Consider the following 19,311-nt stretch of genomic DNA (forward strand, 5'->3'; position numbering starts at 1 on the left):
GTAGGAATGGAGGGATGACGCATGAGGGGAAGGGTGACCGCGTCACGCTCTCGCATTGCGGTGGTGGCATGTGTGGCCATCGCGCTGGTGCTCTGTGGTAGTGCGGTAGCAAAGTTGCAGGAGCGCAAGTACAGTGACGATTCCGAGCGGCAGGCGGTGGATCAATCGCGCGTCACGTATCGTGCCAACGAGCCGTTCGATCTGGTGGGGGAAGCCGACCCCGCCAGCGGTGAGAATGGTGGCAGCATATCGACCTTCAGCCAGTCCCTGCCTTGGACGGGTACCATGCGCTTCACGGTATCGCAGGCCAGGTGGTGTGAGACACCCGAGCAAGCCGGTTTCAGCCAGGGCGAGTGCTTTGGCCTCGATGGCTGTACGGGGTATGTGGTGGTGGATGTCACGATCGAGAACTTGGACGCCAGCGTGAAGACGCGCATGGAGCAGGCAATCGGCGGCGCCGGCTTTCCACTGCCCTTCACCATGGACGGCGCGGAGGTTGCGGCAGTGAGTGGGCCAGCGGTGGCCCTAAGGGACGGAGCGGATACTGAGAAGGCCCGTGGGTACCTATGGGCCAGTAAGGGTACCTCTGCCACGTATCGCGTGTGCTTCGGCATCATGGGCGGTCCGGTTCCGGACAGGGTGACGCTTGGCATGGCGCCGAGTGGCTATCTGGCGGATACGGTGGCGGTTGATCTGGGAGACGTGCAAGATATGAGGGCGCGATGAGGGCATTCCAGCGGTGCTTTGACATGGAGCTGCGCAAGGCAGTCGTCAAGAACCCCTGGTTTTGGGGATCGCTGTTGGTGGGACTTGCCCTTGCGGGTATGACGGCCTTCCAGAGCTACGAGATGATGCGGAGCGGACTCGCAGAGGCTCTTGCACAGTGGGATACGGTCAACGAGCTGTACTCGGCGCTCAGCTGTTACACCTATTGGATGCCCATGCATGGCTCAAGCCTGTTCTTTGCGGGGCTGTTCTACTTGGTCTGGCCTCTGCTTGCTGCATTGCCATATGCGTGGTCATGGACGCAGGAGGCCAAGAGCGGCCTCTGCGAGCAGGTCTCCGTGCGCGTCGGTTGGGGTACCGCCTACGTCACTAAGTCCTTTGCCGCCTTCTGCTCCGGTGGCCTGGTGATATGTCTACCCCTGCTTGTCAATCTCGTCGCCTGCGCCTGTTTTGCCCCAGCTGCCATGCCGCGGGTAGAGGACATGCTTGCCACGGGGATGTGGGCAAATGCTCCCCTGTCGGATTTGTACTACACCACACCGCTCCTCTTCTGCCTGGTGTGGCTGCTTGTGTCGTTTGTGGCTGCGGGTTTGTGGTCGGTGCTCGTCATGTCGGTCTCTGCGTACGTAGACAACTTCATTGCATCGTTTGCGGGAATGTACCTACTTCTGCATCTGCTCGCCTATGTCGGCAGTTCCATCCAGCTGCTGGTGGCATCAGCGGACGGCAGAGGGTCTACCGTTGCAATATGGCTGAACGTTTTGCAGGTTTTGATCCCAGGCACAGGTGACCTGACAAGTGTCATGTTTATGGTTGCCTATGGAGGCATGGTCGTCGCAATCGCGTTTGCCGTGTGCCGCGAGACGCTGCGTGGGGAATGCCCCTGATGAGGTGTTCGAGGTGGATGCGAGGCACGCTGGCCCTCTTTGCGTCGACGCGCAGGGAGACGGCACTGGCCTGCCTCTTCATGCTCTGCGTTCCGGGGTTTCAACTGCTTTCGCTTGTGCCGGATATGACGCATTGGGGGCTTTGTCCCTCTGCCCTTGCCGGCGGTGACCTCCTGCTTGATCTTTTGCGCGGTCACGTGAGGGGGTTCACGTTCGTATGGCTGGTGCCCTATGTTGTCGTGCTTGCCTCTCTGTGCATGGGGCCGCTCGCGACGGGGAGGCTACGTGAGGACGTACTCGTTATGGCCTTCGGCAGTCGGTGGGCATTCTGGACGGCCCGTTGCCTTGCCGTTACCGTGACCGCCGCCGTCGAGTGGGTTGCACTGCTGGTCGGAGGCGTGCTTGGGGTCCTTGTGGTGGGCGGGCATCCGTCGCTTGAGGCATGTGTCGCAGGTTATTCGCTCTGGGGAGACGCGGGGCAGACTCTTGCCTATGATTCGGGGGTGGTGCTGACGTTTCTCGTGCTCGTGCTCATGAGCCTCATCGCCCTCGCCTTGTTCCATGCGCTGTGCTCTGCCGTCCTCAACGCCGCCGTGGCCCTCATCGCGACCTTTGCCATGCTTGCCCTGTCCGCTCTGGCACCTGTCATGCCCCTGCCCTGCTCGTGGACCATGGCATCACGATGCTCTCTGTTTACGGCCCAAGGCCCCTCGAGTCTCGAGGGCGTCATGGCGTTCCTTGTGGTGATGATTGCGTCGTACCTCATAGGGACTTTGGTGTTTGCGCAGCGTGACGTGTGGGCAGGAGAGGCGCTATGAGTACCGTACTCCGTGTCATGCGATTCCACCTGTGCGTGGGGAGCAAGCCCCTGATGGCCGTCTGCCTCCTCGCTGCGCTCACGGCAGCGGGAAGCTGCATATCGCTGTGGCTTACGATACTCCATGACGTGCCGACGCCGTTTGCCACGACTCTTGGTGACGCCTTCCTCTGGTTGCTCAAGGGGCTTCCCGAGCCCGAACCGCGACCGAGCTCCCTGGCTGCGCTACAACCGCTCAGAATGCCGTTTGGTTGGCTGTTCATGGTCTTGCTGCCCATGTGCGTGGTACCTTGCATCTCTGCATCCGATGCGATTGGGGCTGGTGCGCTGGTGGCGTCGGGGAACCGGATGCGGATGTGGGCGGGGATGTGCGCTGCGGTTGCCCTTGTCACAGTGGTCTATTGGGCCATCGTGACGCTCATGTGCCTTGGCACATCGGTGTACTTGGGCTGGGACCTCTCCCTTGTGGCATCGGACGAGCTCGTGCGGATGACCGACCTTGTGCGCGAGAGCCTCGCGACGGGGCCATACGACGTCCTTCCCGTACTTGTAGGTACCTTCGTGGCCTCTCTGGCACTCGCAGAGGCGCAGCTTGCCTTGGGTCTCTGCCTGGGAGCGCGTGGTGCGTGGGTGGCTACGACCATTTCGCTTGGCGCCTCGGTGTTCTTTGATGTCCCCTGGCTCCTGGGGAACCTCATGTCGATGGCACGGAGCGCCGTCTTCGTCGTGCCGAATGCCGTGCACGTTGACTATGGCTCTCTGAGTCCAGGCATAGGGCTTGCGGAGTCACTGGGCGTGTCCGGTCTGGTCTTGGTCGTCAGCCTTGTGGGCGGGGGAGTTATGCTTGCGCATCATGATGTCCTGAGGGGGAGATAGGGTTGAGCTATGTCGAGGTGTGTCACGTGGGCAAGGTCATACGGGGAGATACCGTCCTCAAGGACGTCTCGGTGCGTGTCGAGCGTGGTCAGGTCGTAGGGCTCCAGGGCGAGAACGGCTCGGGCAAGACGATGACTATGCGTGTCGTGTGTGGCTTGGTTAGGCCAAGCTCGGGTATCGTGACCATCGGCGGCATGCGGCTGTGGAAGGATGCGTCGTTTCCGCCAAGCATAGGGCTACTCATAGAGGAACCCGCTCTCCTTGGTACGTACTCCGGACTTGATAACCTCAGGCTGATGGCGTCCATACGTGGCATTGCACAAGAAGGTGACCTGCGTCAATCGATGCAGCGCGTTGGACTTGACCCCTCCAGCCGCAAGTGGTGCCGTGGCTACTCGCTTGGCATGAGACAGCGGCTGGGTATCGCCATGGCGCTCATGGAGGTCCCCGAGCTTCTCGTGCTGGACGAGCCTACGAACTCGCTTGACGAAGATGGTGTGGACGACCTCGTGGGAATCATAGGCGAGGAGCGCAATCGCGGCGCTGCCGTCCTGGTCTCGAGTCATGACGCCGAGTTCCTCGGGAAGGTCTGTGATGTCCGTTACAAGATGCGTTCCGGCAAGGTCGTCGAGGTGGTCGGTGCCACGGAAAGGCACGATGAGCGATGAGACGACGTGTAAGGAGAATCATTCTGGCGTTTGCGCTTCTTGTCGTGGCGAGTGGCATTGTGACACGCATCGCATACGTGAACAGCACCATGCCCAAGATTCCTCAGGAGTCCTATGACGAGGGGGAGTGGGTCGCGCTCGATGGCGCGTTCCAGGACGTGAACTCCGAGAATACGCAGGGGTATTCCCTCAAGGTCGAGGGAGCGACGCTCTGCACGCATGACGAGTATCTTACCAAGTACGGCGTGACACCGGATGAGCCGGGCAAGTATGGGGGTGCCCAGTGCGTCGTGGACGTTGAGATTCATGTGCGGAACGAAGGCAACGACTCGGGTGGGCTCAACATGTTTGAAATGGTGCTCGTCCCCACGCGGGCGAACGAGTACCTCCTCTATGACAGCGACCTATGGGCACAGGTGCAGAAGGGCGGTGGGGATGCCGTATCCATCCGCCCTGGTACGGAGTTTGTCATGCATGTTCCCTATACGGTTAACAGCAACGAGGCGGGCAAGTATGCGGACGCGATTAGGGATCGGGACTTCAACCTCGTCGTGGCCCGCATGCCGCGTCGCATGACGATAGCGGTGCACGTGAGCGAATAGGCTTCGCTGCTTGTGGTGACGTCGCGCTCGGGATGCATACTCCGGCCTCGGACTCTACTTCCTCGGTGTTGTTGCCGCCCCTGGGGTCGGGCAGGAGATGTTACGCTGTGCCTTGTGGCACCGCTTTGTCGCTTGTCATGAGGTCATCCGAAATGTCGCTCCATGATGGACGGCGTCTATGACGGTTGGTACTCCTCGCTGTCCCTCTCCCATTACTTGATTTATTGATAATCAATAAATTTCATACTGCACTCTTGTTAGAGAAAAAGACAAGCAGGGAAGATACGTATGAGAGGGGCGGTATGAGCAAGCGAGAACTGTCCGTGGTGCTCAAGGTGATTGACTGTCTGGCTATGGCAGCCTGCACCTTTGTAGCCCTGGTAGTGATTCCGGGAGGTGAGACGGCCTCTGTACTACCCGTAGGCTCGACCATCCTCTTCGTTGTAGGTGTCGTGCCCCTGGTGCTGCTTGCCGTCCAGGCTTGGAGACTGTTCTCCGCCATCGGGGCGGGGGAGGTCTTCGCAGCTTGCAATGCCAGGACCCTTCGTTTCATGGCGTATCTCGCTGCGATCGACTCCATCATCTGGGTGAGTGGACTCGCGATTTATACGCTGTGTGCCCCGGAGAGGCGTTTTGCTGTGGTTGCTGCACTTTCCGTGGCGCGCGTCTTCGCGGTGTCGCTCACGGTGGTGTTGGCTGCGCTCTCGATGTTCACCGCAAATGCCGCCGAGCTCAAGGACGACAACGACCTGGTGGTGTAGAGATGCCGGAGCAACCGCAGGGAGAGATCCGGGTCAACCTGGACGTCATGCTCGCCACGCGCAAGATGACGCTCACCGAGCTCTCGGAGTGCGTGGGCGTGACCATGGCCAACCTCTCCCTCAAGAACGGCAAGGCGCGGGCCGTGCGCTTCACCACGCTTGCCGCCATCTGCAACGAGCTGGACTGCCAGCCGGGTGACCTGCTCGAATACGTTCCACACCAGACGTAACGACGAAAGGAACAACCTATGGCTGAGCTTGAAAGGGCCGGGATGCCTCCCGTGCCCCAGGACTACCCTGGCCCAGATGCGCATGATGACCCTGGGCGTGCCGACGCCGCGGCTCCCCACCTTGCACGGAGGGATGTCCCGGCCCTCCTGCTCGCCCTGGCCTTCTCGCTCCTGTGGACGCGGGCCTCGACGCTCGACCTCATGTTCGGCTGGCTTGACGACGAGTGGTGGCTCTGGCGGGTCGTGCGGTTCCTGGCGGTGTCGCTGGCGACGTTCTCGCTCCTCTATGGCGTTGCGCATGCCCAGGAGGCGCGCCGTGCGACGGGGGAGGTCCCCCTGCCGAAGCCCGCCAACACCGTTGCGCTCACCACGATGCTCGCGGCTCTCGATGCCGTGTACCTCATCTTCGTGGTCGTGCAGTTCCAGGAGCTGTTTGGCGGCCCTGAGATGGTGGGTGCCACCGGTGCGTATGCCAGCTATGCGCGCCAGGGGTTCTTCGAGCTGGTGGGCGTCTCCGCCATCAACCTCGCCGTGGCGCTGGCATGCGTGTGGTGGCTGCGCGGCGGCAGGCGTCCCGTCGTCCTGCTGGTGCTGCAGTGTGGCCTGCTCGCTGCCATTGCCGTCATGCTGGCCTCCTCGGCGCTGAGGATGGGGCTGTACGTCGAGCGCTACGGTCTCACGATGCTGCGGGCCCTCACGTACGTGGGCATGGTGTCCATCCTCATGCTGGGCGTCTTCACGGCCGTGCGCCTGTTCCGACCGCAGTTCCGCCTGTACAGGTGGTCCCTGGCGACGCTGCTCGTCATCTGGCTGGCCTTTGGCCTCTCCGTGCCCGCCGCCCGCATCGCGGAGTTCGACGTCAACGGCTACCTCGATGGCTCCATCGAGGAGATCGACATCGACTATCTGTATGACCTCGGCCCCGACGCGTCTGACGCCCTCGACCACCTTGCCGAGGAACGGCCGGGGCAGGCCACCTTTGGCGCTGTGACCTAAAGGGGTCTCGCAGCCGGGGCCTCGGAATGCGCCTGTCCTCTCGTGTGGGTGCGATTCTCCACCCCTGTGGGTGCCAGTCGGTTCGTGTGGGTGCGATTCTCCCGCACGCGGCCCACAGAACCGCAGGTCGCCGGAGGCCCGCCCGGGAGAAAGGCATCCACACGCGGCATATGGCACCCACATGATGGGAGATGATGGGGGAGTCGCACCCACATGCAGCGGAAAGCGCCCACAGACGAGCGAACGGCACCCCCGCGATGCCCGCGGGCTATCGTTCGCTGTCGCCCGTATTGGGTAGACTGGATGGGCATACAGCGGGCGCCGCCCGGTGGCGCCCCCACTCGGAATTCCGTCACAAGAGGTACCCATGGCATCAGAGTCCATCGTCATCCGCGGCGCACGCGAGCACAACCTGCGTGACGTCGACGTCACCATCCCGCGCGACAGGCTCGTCGTCATCACGGGGCTCTCGGGCTCGGGCAAGTCGAGCCTGGCCTTCGACACCATCTACGCCGAGGGCCAACGCCGCTACGTGGAGAGCCTCTCCTCCTATGCCCGCATGTTCCTGGGCCAGATGGACAAGCCCGACCTCGACAGCATCGACGGCCTCTCCCCGGCCGTCTCCATCGACCAGAAGACCACGAGCAAGAACCCCCGCTCCACCGTGGGCACCGTGACGGAGGTCTATGACTACCTGCGTCTGCTCTTCGCGCGCATCGGCGTGCCCCACTGTCCGGAGTGCGGGCGGCCCATCGAGCGCCAGACCACCGATCAGGTGGCGGACAAGGTCCTGGCCCATGCGCAGGGCAGGCGTGCCCTCGTGCTCGCGCCGGTGGTGCTGGGCCGCAAGGGCGAGTTCTCCAAGCTCTTCGAGGACCTCGCCAAGGAGGGCTTCTCGCGTGTCCGCGTGGATGGTGACGTGCGCGAGCTGGGCACAGGCGAGATCAGGCTCGACAAGAAGTTCAAGCACACCATAGAGGTCGTGGTCGACCGCATCGTGGTGCGCGAGAACAGCCTGGGTCGCATCGCCGAGGCCGTGGAGACGGCCACGCGCATCGCCGAGGGCCGGGTGGCCTTCTACCTGCTGCCCGATCGTGACGCCCCCGAGGGCACGGAGGGCGAGCTGCTCTCCTACTCGCTGGCGCTGGCCTGCCCCGAGCACGGACACTCCATCGACGACCTCCAGCCGCGCGACTTCTCGTTCAACGCCCCGTATGGCGCCTGCCCCGACTGCGACGGCATCGGCACCCGCCGCATCGTGGACGCCGAGGCGCTCATCGAGGATCCCACGCTCTCCGTGACGGGTGGCGTCTTTGGCGCCATCTTCGGCCACTCCAACTACTATCCGCAGATCCTTGCCGCCGTCTGCAGGCATCTGGGCGAGAGCCCCGACACCCCCTGGCAGGACCTCAGGAAGAGGACCCAGCGGGCCCTGCTTGACGGTCTGGGTGACGCCAAGGTTCGCGTCGACTACCACACGCGGGACGGGCGTGACACCCACTGGTTCACCAAGTTCTCCGGCGTGCGCTCCGTGCTCTTCGAGAAGTACCAGGAGACCACGAGCGAGACCATGAGGACGCATCTCGAGCGCTACATCCGCGTGGTGCCCTGCCCCAGCTGCCACGGGGCGCGCCTCAAACCCGAATACCTGGCCGTCACCGTGGGAGACAAGAACATCCAGGAGGTCTGCGACCTCTCCTGCGCCGATGCGCTCGCCTTCTTCAACGGCCTCGTGCTCACGGAGCGCCAGCAGCTCATCGGTGCCGCCATCGTCAAGGAGATCGTCGCCCGCCTGCGCTTCATGGTCAACGTGGGCCTCGACTACCTCACGCTCAGCCGTGCGGCCGCCACGCTCTCGGGCGGCGAGGCACAGCGCATCCGCCTGGCCACGCAGATCGGCGCCGGCCTCATGGGCGTGCTCTACATCCTGGACGAGCCCTCCATCGGCCTGCACCAGCGTGACAACGACCGCCTCATCGAGACGCTGGGGCGCCTGCGCGACCAGGGCAACACCGTGATCGTGGTGGAGCACGACGAGGACACCATCCGCTCGGCGGACTACGTGATCGACATGGGGCCGGGCGCGGGCGAGCTGGGCGGCGACATCGTGGCCGCCGGCACGCCGGAGGAGATCATGGCCAACCCCGACTCCCTCACGGGCGCCTACCTCACGGGCAGGCGCATGATCGAGCTGCCCGAGAGGCGCCGCACCCCGCGCCGTGGCTCCGTCAGGCTGACGGGGGCGCGGGCCAACAACCTCAAGAACGTCTCCATCAAGGTGGAGCTGGGCACCCTCACCGTGGTCACGGGCGTCTCGGGCTCGGGCAAGAGCTCGCTCGTCACGGACACGCTGGCACCCGCCCTCACCAACGCCGTGCATCACTCCAAGCGCCCCGTGGGCCCCTATCGCAAGCTCGAGGGCCTTGTGGACAAGGACGGCCGCAGGATCGTGGACAAGGTCATCGACATCGACCAGAGCCCCATCGGCCGCACGCCGCGCTCCAACCCGGCTACCTACATCGGCCTATGGGACGACCTGCGCAGCCTCTTCGCCTCCGTGCCCGAGAGCCGCGCGCGCGGCTACAGCCCGGGACGCTTCTCGTTCAACGTGCCGGGTGGCCGCTGCGAGGCCTGCAAGGGCGACGGCCAGATCAAGATCGAGATGAACTTCCTGCCCGACATCTACGTGCCGTGCGAGGTGTGCGGCGGCAAGCGCTACAACCGCGAGACCCTGGAGGTCACCTACCATGGCAGATCCATCTCGGACGTGCTGGACATGACGGTCACGGAGGCGCTCGCGTTCTTTGGGAGCATCCCGCGCATCAAGAACAAGCTGCAGACCCTCTACGACGTGGGCTTGGGCTACATCCATCTGGGCCAGAGCGCCACGACGCTCTCGGGCGGCGAGGCCCAGCGCGTGAAGCTCGCCAAGGAGCTGCACCGCCAGCAGACGGGCAGGACCTTCTACATCCTGGACGAGCCCACCACCGGGCTGCACTTCGAGGACGTGCGCCTGCTCGTGCAGGTGCTCGAGAAGCTCGTGGACGCGGGCAACACCGTGCTCGTGATCGAGCACAACCTCGACGTCATCAAGATGGCCGACCGCATCATCGACCTCGGTCCCGAGGGCGGCGAGGGCGGCGGCACCGTCGTGGCCTACGGCACGCCCGAGAAGGTGGCCGAGGTGCCGGAGAGCTACACCGGCCACTACCTGGCGCCCATCCTCGCGCGCGACCGTGCGCGGCAGGGGAGGGGCTAGCCCGTGCCCAGGAGGGAGAGGATAGCCAAGACCAACGCCATGCGCGAGCTGGAGCGTGGTGGGGTGTCCTACACGGCCCACGAGCATGAGGAGGGAGACCTCTCGCGCGGCCTAGGCCTGCGCATGGCCGAGGAGGCGGGCGAGGATCCCGCCAGCCAGTTCAAGACGCTCGTGTGCGTGGCGCCGGGCGGCGGCCATGTGGTGTGCTGCCTGCCCGTGGGCGAGGAGCTCGACTTCAAGAAGGCCGCGGCGGCAGCGGGCGAGAAGTCGCTCTCGCTGCTGCCCACCAGGGAGCTGGAGGCAACGACGGGCTACGTGCGTGGTGGCTGCACGCCCGTGGGCATGAGGAGGCGGTTCCCCACCCTCATCGACGAGACGGCGCAGCTCTTCGAGCGCATCGGCATATCGGGCGGCAGGCGCGGCCTGGGCCTGCGCGTGAATCCGGAGGAGCTGGCGGCTCTCATCGGCGCGACGTTTGCGGACGTCTGCCGGTAGCGAGACCTCCTCAGAGGTGGTGTGTTAGAGATGCTCGCATGGGCTACGACTTGGAATTCCCACGCTGCTTGAGGGCGGTCATGAGGTAGAGGATTACGTTGAGAGCGAGCAGCCCGATGACGCTTGCCATGTCTGGTAGCGCTCCCGGAGTACCAGACAGATAGCGATCAACACTGTTTTTTACCAGTACAAAGTTCATGGGCAGCGTGCAAAGGGGTTGGTCTGTACAATAGGGAATCGCATCCTGATACCAAGAGATACTTCCGCATGTAAGTCAAGCGACCTGGCGGCGAGTATATGGAATGACTCATGCACGGCAATGATTATCCAGGAGAGTACCGTCAAAATAAGCAAGTTCACGGCGCCGCTCTGGGTTACTAAGACGGTTTCATACGTAGGAAAAGGAATGATCCCGAGCACATATGATCCGACGGCCATGGCTAGAAGGGCTATAAAAAGAATATACGCAGGTGTGCAAAAAGGGATGCCTGCATAGTTACTCTGGATATGATCGAACACGTTACTCTTCACCTGTGGTCGGTCAAGAATCTGAGCATCTCTCAAAGTCTTGAGAAACGCGTCTATATCTATGTCTGCACCGAGCCTTTCGAGCGTATGGTCATGAATCTCCGGGATGCTCCGCGTGCCGTCCATCATGGAGACAACTTCGACGCCAATCTCTGGTACTTGTACAAACTTCTGGCCATTCCCAAGGAGGAATACTCCATTCTCTTCCTCAGTGATGATGAGAGATCTCAGGTCTGGATATGTCATTAACACGTTATCTTGTGTCATATTCGTTCACCTACGAACGCCCGAATGATGCCATCAGCAATGCGCTCCACGTCCGATATGCTGACTGTGCTCGCAGCGGGCGCGAGATGGGCCAGTTCGGCGAAGCACTGTGCGCTGCCACCAATCTCTCTTCCGAGAGCGCGCGCCATCTGGGCATATTGAGTTGCTATCGAGAATACGAGTCCGAAATAGCGATCAACCGCCTCGTCTCTGGGCCACTCTTGCATTTGATTGCAAACCGAATGTACGTAGGCGCTATCGCTTGTGCGTCGTTCCCAGAATTCTCTAGGTGACGAAAGGAGCAGGTCAGTGGTTGTACCAGCATTCTTGCGCGGGAAAACTGTGCAGAGATCGTCTTCGAAGTGAGACCATAGAACTTTTAGACGCGCTGCGAACTCATCCGGCATACCGGGGACAAGGGTGGCGTCAAGTGAAAAGAGTGGCAGCTCGATTACTAGTGATTGGCAGGATTTATCTACATATTCAAAACTCGCAGATCCATTTGTGTAGTCTGAGCCGAAGTCACCAACACTCTTGAGGAAATCAATCTCATGCTCAGCGAGAGGTAAGGTGAACACGCCTTTGGCGAGGCGATTGCAGTAGGGAACGGGTGTATGTCGTAGGACCTCAAGGCCGGAGTCAGCAAGGACCCCGGCAATAGCCAGTGCGAGGGATGGGTCAGGACCACCTGCATAGGCATAGGCTGCCCCGACGGTTCCGTTGTGCAATGAGATGAGTCCGTCCGGATGGACATGGTCGATGAGCCGAGCCACGGCAGCCGTTTCCGGTAGCATCGTCTCGTGCTCATAGTCGTTGTAAGAGAGGGGAAAGTCCCATTCCACCTGGTACTTTGTTGCCGCCCTGAACCAGCCTTCGACCATACCAGTAAGCGTTAGGCCATTTGGTTGCGACCACCAAAGCTCGTTCATGTGCGCGCCGTCAACATCCCAGACTGGCACCAGCCACCAAGTGTCCCTGCCTGTTCCAGCCACTATTGCTGCTGTTTCGAGTAAATGGGGGATCACAACCTGCGAGAGTGGCTCATTGGGATGTGGGAAGCCGAGAATCAACAGCTTCCTGGGCGGGCCATCGATGGCGTAGGCGACGATTTCCCGCCCTTGAGAGCTCGTGCCGATTCGCACTCTTCGTATGGCTAGCCCGAAGCCAGCGGCAGTCCTCTCTATATCCGCCAGGTAATCATCGACGGTTTCGAGTCGCATCCTTCTCCTCCCTTGACGAGCAGACGGGGCATGTGTCCATCCGTTGCCATCTCTGTCGAGTTGTCGTATACGTGGCCATATCAAGCATGAGTGACGTACCCATGAGAGAGCATGGAGCATATCCTGACACGTACCTGATGACTTCGTCGCTCGTGATGGCTCCGATCGAAAGGCATAGAGGTCCATAGGACGGAATCTTGCGACCTGCATTCATTGCTATATCATCGACCTCACCGTTTTGCTCAAGGATACATTGGTAGCAAGCGGTTTCCCCCGATACGACAAGAGGGCCTGCGATGCCGACATGTTCGCTGAAACCAGCGAAGATGAATGACGTGCCCGTGCTGACGCACAAGCGATTGACCATCTCCCTAGCGCTTCGTACCGGTCGATCTATTGTGGAGACAACAATATCAGAATCATGAACCGTTTCGGCCAAGAAGCCATCCGTCTTGACTGTTGTCATCAATGCTGAGATGGTAATAGATGGGTTAATGCGCTTCAGCGCATCAGTAGCAGCCTCGACCTTAGGCCTGCCGATATCTGCGTAGGAAAAGAGAGTTTGCCGAATGAGGTTACTTTCCTCAACTTGGTCGTCATCGATAATTGTCGGTCTTCCGACCCCAGCGCGAGCAAGCGTCTCTGCGATAATTGATCCGATGCCTCCAATCCCAAGGATAGTGACATGTGAATGCATGATGGCGCTTAGCATATTTGGCACTCGCAGATAATTGCCCTGCATCGCGAAGTAAAGCGCCTCACGCATAAGCCGACTATTATCGAGAACTCGCGAAGCGGCATCCGCATCGATAAGGTACCCAACATCAAGTAGTTGTTGGATAAGCGACTCTACATTGTCTACGGGCATTCCAAAAGTACTACTCAGGGTAGATGCAACAGCTTTCCTGTCGGCAGGTATCAAGAAATGCGAAAGAATGCCAAGTACTTGAAAGGGCGCATTCTCTATCTTCGTGCCCGTTCCAGGATGATTGCCCAATCGGATATCGTTCGTTTTAGAATTCAGATAGAGTGGTCTAAACTGGTTTATCACACATCTCATTTTCGTTATCCCATAGTAAGAAGCCCGGGATTCCCGCGCGAAAAACAATGGAAATCCCGGACTCACTGTTGATCTAGCAGTGCTGATCAACATGGCAGGTCGTTGAGACCTCCTCTACTGGCTTCACCTCAATGGTAGTCATGACGTCACCTCCTCTGCTTGTATATTGATGGGTTAGGGGGGTTAGCTTTTCGGGGAGGGAGATTCAACCAGGGGGTTGTATCCGAGAGCGAAATAGCAGACTGGGCGATGACAAGCAGTGATTGAATGCCCTCAGACAGGATGTCTTTGGCGCATCGAGCAAGGCATTTCGGATGCGTTACCCTCTGACGCCGTCGGCCTTCGGGCTACTTTGCTGCGCTAGAGTAGCGTCATTGAAATCGCGTCACGAAGGCAGAATAAATGCCGAACCCATGGCTTCCGACTTTTCCCTGCGAGGGGACGGGGATGCAGATTTGGTGGCCTTGGATGTGACCCCCGGACGAAAGGGAAGCAAGTGCTCGTAGGAACCCCCCGTGGCTTTCGTGACATCCTGCCGACGGAGGCACTCGCACGTGAGCGCATCACAGACACCGTTCGTGCCTGCTTCGGCGAGCGGGGTTACCTGCCCATAGAGACGCCCCTGCTCGAGGATCGCGGCTCGCTCGAGGGCGGTGGCAGGCTCGCCGATTCCCTCTTCCAGCTCTTCGACACCGACCGTAGCCTGCTGGTGCTGCGGCCCGACCTCACGTTGCCCGTCGCACGCCTGGTGGCCACCCGCTTCGACGACAGCCAGCTTCCGCTGCGCCTGCGCTACTGCGCGCCGGTCGTGCGCGAGGAGTCCTCGCTCAAGGGCCAGCCGCGTCAGTTCACGCAGCTGGGCGTGGAGCGCTTTGGCACACGGGACGAGGAGCCCGAGGTCGAGACGGTCTCGCTGCTCGCCGAGACCCTCGGTCGACTCGATGTCCCGGCCTGGCGCATCGTCTGTGGCTCCGTCTCCCCGCTGACGGCGCTGCTTGCCGCGTGCTCGCCCTCGCAGGAGTTCACGGGGCAGGTCCTGCGCCTGGTGCACGAGTCGGACCTCGTGGGGCTGGACGACCTCGTCGCCCACACCGACGCGCTGCGCCCGCAGGCGGCCTGCGCCCTTGCCCGGATCGTGCGCCTCGAAGGTGGCGTCGAGGTCATCGACCAGATTGACGCCCTGCTCGACGAGGCGTCCGTGCCCGTGCGGGGCCGTGGCACCTCCGAGCTGCGCGCCCTGGTCAACGGCCTGGCGGAGCTTGTGGAGGCGGGCCGTCTGAGCCTTGACTTCTCCATCATCAACTCGTTCGACTACTACACGGGCATCATCTTCAAGGCCTATTCCGAGGGCATCGCCGCCTCGATCGCCTCGGGGGGTCGCTACGATGCCGTCCTGGCCAACCTCGACCGCTCCGGTGTCTCCGCCTGCGGCTTCATGTGCTCGCTCGAGCGCCTGCAGGAGATCCTGGGCGAGCAGGGAGCGTCGGGTGTGGTGACGCCGGGCGTGCGCCTGGACGCGCGCCCCCTGCGTATCGCCGTTCCCAAGGGGTCCCTCAAGGATGACACGATCCGCGTGCTCGAGGCGGCAGGTCTGCCCGTGGCGGATCTGCGCGACGTTGGCCGCAAGCTCGTCATCCGCGAGGGCGACTACGAGTACGTCATCGTGCGCGCCCAGGATGCGCCCATCTTCGTGGCGCATGGCGGCGCGGACTGCGGCATCTGCGGCAACGACTCCATCATCGAGGCGGGTGTCGACCTGCTCCAGCTTGTCGATTTGGGCTTTGGCGCCTGTCGCTTCGTGGTGGCCGAGCCCCGCGCCAAGGCGGGCGAGGCGGACCGTGCCTATGGGTGGCGCGGCACCGTGCGGGTGGCCACCAAGTACCCGCGCATCACGCGGCGCTACTACGACGCGCTGGGCCAACAGGTTGACATCGTGCAGCTGCATGGCAACATCGAGCTCGGCCCCATCGTGGGCATGACCGACCGCATCGTGGACATCACGGCCACGGGCACCACGCTCGCGGAGAACGACCTCGTCGTCGTGGACGACGTCATGGAATGCGCGGCGCGCTTCTTTGCGGGGCCGGCGGCCTACCGCTGTGACGCCCGCATTCGTGACCTCGCCCGCCGCCTCAAGGCGGTGACCCAACCCTAGGAGCCTCACATGAGAACCATCACCCTCGGGCCGGGACAGGCCCTCACGCAAGACGACCTCCAGCGCTCGGGAGCCCTCCCGCGCGAGATCATGGACGCCGCGCAGGCCATCGTGGATGGCGTGCGGGCCCGGGGTGATGACGCCGTGCGGACCTACTGCGAGCGCTTTGACGGCGCCTGCCCCCAGGGCTTCCTCGTGCCGGACGAGCTCGTCCAGGGCGCGCCCGGCATGGTGGACCCCGCGTTCCTTGCGGCGCTCGAGCGGGCGCATGCGCAGATCCGCGACTTCCACGAGCGCGAGCGCGAGCAGTCCTGGTTCACCACGCGTGCCGACGGCACCATCCTCGGCGTGAAGGTGACGCCGGTGCCGAGCGTGGCCGTCTACGTGCCGGGGGGCCGCGCGCAGTACCCCTCCACCGTGCTCATGGACACCGTGCCCGCCAAGGTCGCCGGCGTGCCGCGCGTGGTGATGGTCACCCCACCGCAGCGTGACGGCAGCCTCTCGGCCTATACGCTGGCCGCCGCCGCGGTCGCGGGGGTCGACGAGGTCTATGCCGTGGGCGGCGCCCAGGCCATCGCCGCCGTCGCGTACGGCACGCAGTCCATTCCCAAGGTCGCCAAGATCGTAGGGCCGGGCAACGCCTATGTGGCGGCCGCCAAGCGCTACGTCTCGGGCGACGTGGGCATCGACATGGTCGCCGGCCCCTCCGAGGTGTGCGTGCTCGCGGACGGGACGGCGGACCCCGCCCTCGTGGCGGCCGACCTCATGGCCCAGGCCGAGCACGACCCCTTGGCCACCTGCTACCTGGTGTGCGACGCGCCCGAGCTCGTCGCCCAGGTGGAGGATGCCATCGAGCTGCTCGTGGGCCAGAGCCCGCGCGAGGAGATCACCCGTGCGTCGCTTGCGCACGGCCTGGTGGTCTCGACGACGAGCCTCGACGCCGCCGTCGACGCCGTCAACCTCATCGCCCCGGAGCACCTCGAGCTCCACTGTGCGGATGCCTTCGGCCTGGTGGGCAGGATCGAGAACGCGGGCGCCATCTTCGTGGGCCCTTGGAGCTCGGAGCCCCTGGGCGACTACGTTGCCGGCCCCAACCACACGCTGCCGACGGGCGGCACCGCGCTCTTCTCCAACCCCCTGGGCGTGTACGACTTCCAGAAGCGCTCGAGCGTCATCTCCTACAGTCCCGAGGGGCTGGCGGCCGATGGCCCTGCCGTGCAGACGCTGGCCCAGGCCGAGGGCCTCTGGGCGCACGCCCTCTCCGTGGGTCTGCGCCGCAAGCTGGTGGGGGAGGGCGCGCGGACCTTCGCCGACCCCCATGCCGCCTGTGAGGACGCCGGCGCCACGGCCTGGCCGCACGTGCTCGACGTGCCGGGCGTGCCCAAGCTGTTCGGTCACGAGGCATAGCCATGGCCGTGCGGATCCCCCCAGACGTGCGCGGCCTCATGCGCCCCTCCGCCGCGGCCCTCGAGCCCTATGACCCGGCCTTCTCGCCGGCGCGCATCAACCTCTCGGCCAACGAGAACACCTATGGCATGCCTGCCGAGGTGCGTGCCGAGGTGAGTGAGGCCCTGGCCGCCGTCGCCACCAACCGCTATCCGTACCCGCTCTCCGACGAGCTCCGCGCGGAGCTGGCACTGTGGCATGGCGTCACGCCCGGGCAGGTCTGTGTGGGCAATGGTGGCGACGAGCTGCTCTTCAACCTGCTGCTCGCCTTTGGCGGCGCGGGCCATGCGCTGGTCAGTTGCCCGCCCACGTTCTCCGTCTACCGCCTCTATGCCGAGCTCTTGGAGACGCCCGTCATGGACGTGCCGCGCGATGCCGAGACGTTCGTGCCTGATGTCGACGGGCTGGTCGAAGCCGCCCGCACGGCACGCCTCGTGTTCGTGACCTCGCCCAACAACCCCACGGGCGACCTCGTCCCTGCCGGGTGCATCGAGCGGCTATGCGAGGCCTGTCCCGGCATCGTGCTCGCGGACGAGGCGTACATCGAGTTTGCGGGTGAGGGCACCTCCGTGGAGGGGCTGCTTGCGGCGTACCCCAACCTCGTGGTGCTGCACACGCTCTCCAAGGCCTTCTGCCTGGCCGGCGCGCGCATCGGCTACGTGCTGGGCAGTCCCTCCATCATCGCCGCGCTGCAGGCCGTGCGCCAGCCCTACTCCGTGAACGTCCTCTCGCAGGCCGCGGCCCTCACCGTGGTGCGCAATCGGGAGGCCTTCGAACCCATCATCGGACGCATCGTCTCCGAGCGCGGGCGGCTCTCCACGGCCCTGGCCGCGCTGCCGGACGTGCGGGTGTGGCCCAGCTCTGCCAACTTCCTGTGCGTCCGCCTGCCCGGCGCACATGAGGCGCGCGCCCGCCTGCGCGACGAGTTCTCCATCCTCGTGCGCGACTTCTCCCAGGCCCCAGGGCTTGCCGACTGCCTGCGCATCACCGTGGGCATGCCGCAGGAGAACGACGCCGTCATCGATTCCCTGTCCGTCATCACTGGGAGGTAGCCATGAGCAGAAGCGCGACGGTGAGCCGCACGACCGGAGAGACCGACATAACGGTGTCGCTTGACCTGGATGGCAGTGGCACCTGTGACATCTCCACGGGCGTGGGCTTCTTCGATCACATGCTTACGGCCTTTGGCCGTCACAGCCTGTGCGACCTCACGGTGCATGCCGAGGGCGACACCTGGGTGGATGACCACCACACCGTCGAGGACGTGGGCATCGTGACGGGTCAGGCCCTCGCCCGGGCGCTGGGGGACAAGGCGGGCATTGCGCGCTTTGCCGACGCCTGCGTGCCCATGGACGAGGCGCTCGTGCTGGCGGCCGTGGACGTCTCCGGTCGCGGCGAGCTCTTCTGGGACGTGCCCATCGCCACGCAGAAGGTGGGCACGTTCGATACCGAGCTGGGACGCGAGTTCTTTGCGGGCCTTGCGCGCGATGCCGGTGTGACCCTGCACCTGCGCGAGCTTGCCGGCGAGAACGCCCATCACGTCCTGGAATGCACGTTCAAGGCGGCCGCACGTGCCCTGCGCCTCGCCTGCCAGGTGGATCCGCGCGTGAGTGGCGTGCCCTCGACGAAGGGGAGCCTCTGATGCGCGACGAGATCGTGGTGGTGGACTATCATCGCGGCAACCTGCAGAGCATGGTGCGCGGCCTCGATGCGGCGGGCGGCATGGTTGCGGTGAGCGATGATCCCGCGCGCATCGCCGCCGCATCCGGCGTGGTGCTTCCCGGCGTGGGCGCCTTCGAGGACGCCATGCTGTACCTGCGCGAGAGTGGCGAGGCGGATGCGGTGCTCGCCTCCATCGGGCGCGGCGTCCCCTTCCTGGGCGTGTGCCTGGGCATGCAGCTACTCGTTGCCAAGGGGGACGAGCGCTCTGCCGCCGATGGCGCGCCCTCATGCTGGGGCGGCCGCTGGGTGCCGGGGCTGGGCGTCCTCGAGGGATCCGTCACCAGGCTGGAGTCCGCATGGCTCAAGGTGCCCCATGTCGGGTGGGACCAGCTCCATCTGAGCGCGCTGGGCGTGCAGTGCCCCCTGCTCGTGGACGTGCCCGAGGGCGCCAACGTCTACTTCACGCATTCGTATGCGCTCGATGACGACATCCCGCAGGACGTCATCTGTGGCACGACGCACTACGTGCGAAGCTTCGCCTCCGTCGTGTGGCGGGACAACGTCTTTGGGGTGCAGTTCCATCCCGAGAAGTCCTCGGGGACGGGCATACGGGTCCTCTCCAACTTCGTCCGCATCGTGAACGGATAGGGGGAGCC

Annotated in this window: 20 protein-coding genes; 16 read left to right on the top strand and 4 right to left on the bottom strand. The window is 63.5% G+C overall.

Annotation, left to right across the window (positions count from 1 at the left end; all coding sequences use genetic code 11):
* The first annotated feature begins 21 nt into the window (after positions 1-21).
* The 11 genes from J2S71_RS06320 (at position 22) to J2S71_RS06370 (ending at position 10,317) form a co-directional block, all read left to right on the top strand.
* Positions 22-726, top strand: coding sequence for a hypothetical protein (locus J2S71_RS06320; protein WP_307389816.1), 705 nt, complete (start codon positions 22-24; stop codon positions 724-726).
* Positions 727-749: 23 nt separating this feature from the next.
* On the top strand, positions 750-1,613 hold the full coding sequence (locus J2S71_RS06325; protein ID WP_307389819.1) for a hypothetical protein: 864 nt from the start codon (positions 750-752) through the stop codon (positions 1,611-1,613).
* A gap of 17 nt (positions 1,614-1,630) precedes the next feature.
* Positions 1,631-2,431: a hypothetical protein gene (locus J2S71_RS06330; protein WP_307389822.1), complete on the top strand. Its 801-nt coding sequence runs from the start codon at positions 1,631-1,633 to the stop codon at positions 2,429-2,431.
* Positions 2,428-3,306: a hypothetical protein gene (locus J2S71_RS06335; RefSeq protein WP_307389825.1), complete on the top strand. Its 879-nt coding sequence runs from the start codon at positions 2,428-2,430 to the stop codon at positions 3,304-3,306. The genes J2S71_RS06330 and J2S71_RS06335 overlap by 4 nt, the downstream gene beginning before the upstream one ends.
* Positions 3,307-3,308: 2 nt before the next feature.
* Positions 3,309-3,974 carry an ABC transporter ATP-binding protein gene (locus tag J2S71_RS06340; protein ID WP_307389827.1) on the top strand — a complete coding sequence of 222 codons (666 nt, stop codon included), beginning with the start codon at positions 3,309-3,311 and terminating at the stop codon, positions 3,972-3,974.
* A complete protein-coding gene (locus J2S71_RS06345; protein ID WP_307389830.1) occupies positions 3,971-4,576 on the top strand; it encodes a DUF5028 domain-containing protein in 606 nt (201 codons plus the stop codon). Before J2S71_RS06340 ends, J2S71_RS06345 begins: the two co-directional genes overlap by 4 nt.
* A gap of 302 nt (positions 4,577-4,878) precedes the next feature.
* Positions 4,879-5,337: a DUF2975 domain-containing protein gene (locus J2S71_RS06350; RefSeq protein ID WP_307389834.1), complete on the top strand. Its 459-nt coding sequence runs from the start codon at positions 4,879-4,881 to the stop codon at positions 5,335-5,337.
* 2 nt (positions 5,338-5,339) lie between these two features.
* Complete coding sequence (locus tag J2S71_RS06355; protein ID WP_442417827.1) at positions 5,340-5,567, top strand: helix-turn-helix domain-containing protein; 228 nt, start codon at positions 5,340-5,342, stop codon at positions 5,565-5,567.
* Positions 5,568-5,585: 18 nt separating this feature from the next.
* Positions 5,586-6,563 (top strand): DUF4153 domain-containing protein, encoded by a 978-nt coding sequence (locus J2S71_RS06360; RefSeq protein WP_307389837.1) that lies wholly within the window; start codon positions 5,586-5,588, stop codon positions 6,561-6,563.
* Positions 6,564-6,930: 367 nt separating this feature from the next.
* The gene (gene uvrA / locus J2S71_RS06365; RefSeq protein ID WP_307389840.1) at positions 6,931-9,822 is read left to right on the top strand and encodes an excinuclease ABC subunit UvrA; all 2,892 of its coding nucleotides are present in this window, start codon (positions 6,931-6,933) and stop codon (positions 9,820-9,822) included.
* A 3-nt stretch (positions 9,823-9,825) separates the two neighbouring features.
* On the top strand, positions 9,826-10,317 hold the full coding sequence (locus J2S71_RS06370) for an aminoacyl-tRNA deacylase (RefSeq protein ID WP_307389843.1): 492 nt from the start codon (positions 9,826-9,828) through the stop codon (positions 10,315-10,317).
* A 43-nt stretch (positions 10,318-10,360) separates the two neighbouring features.
* Here J2S71_RS06370 and J2S71_RS06375 read toward each other — a convergent pair whose 3' ends face one another.
* The 4 genes from J2S71_RS06375 to J2S71_RS06390 are packed head-to-tail and all read right to left on the bottom strand — an operon-like array spanning position 10,361 to position 13,383.
* Positions 10,361-10,516, bottom strand: coding sequence for a hypothetical protein (locus J2S71_RS06375; protein WP_307389846.1), 156 nt, complete (start codon positions 10,514-10,516; stop codon positions 10,361-10,363).
* The gene (locus J2S71_RS06380) at positions 10,513-11,112 is read right to left on the bottom strand and encodes a hypothetical protein (RefSeq protein WP_307389849.1); all 600 of its coding nucleotides are present in this window, start codon (positions 11,110-11,112) and stop codon (positions 10,513-10,515) included. Before J2S71_RS06380 ends, J2S71_RS06375 begins: the two co-directional genes overlap by 4 nt.
* The gene (locus J2S71_RS06385; RefSeq protein ID WP_307389851.1) at positions 11,109-12,332 is read right to left on the bottom strand and encodes a M14 family metallopeptidase; all 1,224 of its coding nucleotides are present in this window, start codon (positions 12,330-12,332) and stop codon (positions 11,109-11,111) included. The genes J2S71_RS06380 and J2S71_RS06385 overlap by 4 nt, the downstream gene beginning before the upstream one ends.
* Complete coding sequence (locus tag J2S71_RS06390) at positions 12,310-13,383, bottom strand: HesA/MoeB/ThiF family protein (protein WP_307389853.1); 1,074 nt, start codon at positions 13,381-13,383, stop codon at positions 12,310-12,312. Before J2S71_RS06390 ends, J2S71_RS06385 begins: the two co-directional genes overlap by 23 nt.
* Positions 13,384-13,888: 505 nt before the next feature.
* Here J2S71_RS06390 and hisG point away from each other — a divergent pair.
* From hisG to hisH, 5 genes are read left to right on the top strand one after another with little or no spacing between them, the layout of a single operon-like run.
* The gene (hisG, locus tag J2S71_RS06395) at positions 13,889-15,547 is read left to right on the top strand and encodes an ATP phosphoribosyltransferase (protein WP_307389856.1); all 1,659 of its coding nucleotides are present in this window, start codon (positions 13,889-13,891) and stop codon (positions 15,545-15,547) included.
* Positions 15,548-15,556: 9 nt separating this feature from the next.
* Entirely contained in the window at positions 15,557-16,954 is a 1,398-nt protein-coding gene (gene hisD / locus J2S71_RS06400; protein WP_307389859.1) for a histidinol dehydrogenase, read from the top strand.
* Between the two features lie 2 nt (positions 16,955-16,956).
* Positions 16,957-18,045, top strand: a complete 1,089-nt coding sequence (gene hisC, locus J2S71_RS06405; protein WP_307389863.1) for a histidinol-phosphate transaminase — start codon at positions 16,957-16,959, stop codon at positions 18,043-18,045.
* Between the two features lie 2 nt (positions 18,046-18,047).
* Positions 18,048-18,635: an imidazoleglycerol-phosphate dehydratase HisB gene (gene hisB / locus J2S71_RS06410; RefSeq protein WP_307389866.1), complete on the top strand. Its 588-nt coding sequence runs from the start codon at positions 18,048-18,050 to the stop codon at positions 18,633-18,635.
* Positions 18,635-19,303, top strand: a complete 669-nt coding sequence (gene hisH / locus J2S71_RS06415) for an imidazole glycerol phosphate synthase subunit HisH (protein ID WP_307389868.1) — start codon at positions 18,635-18,637, stop codon at positions 19,301-19,303. The genes hisB and hisH overlap by 1 nt, the downstream gene beginning before the upstream one ends.
* Positions 19,304-19,311 lie beyond the last annotated feature (8 nt).

Origin of the sequence: Olsenella profusa DSM 13989, from assembly GCF_030811115.1 — a bacterium.
GTDB classification, from domain to species: Bacteria; Actinomycetota; Coriobacteriia; order Coriobacteriales; family Atopobiaceae; genus Olsenella_F; species Olsenella_F profusa.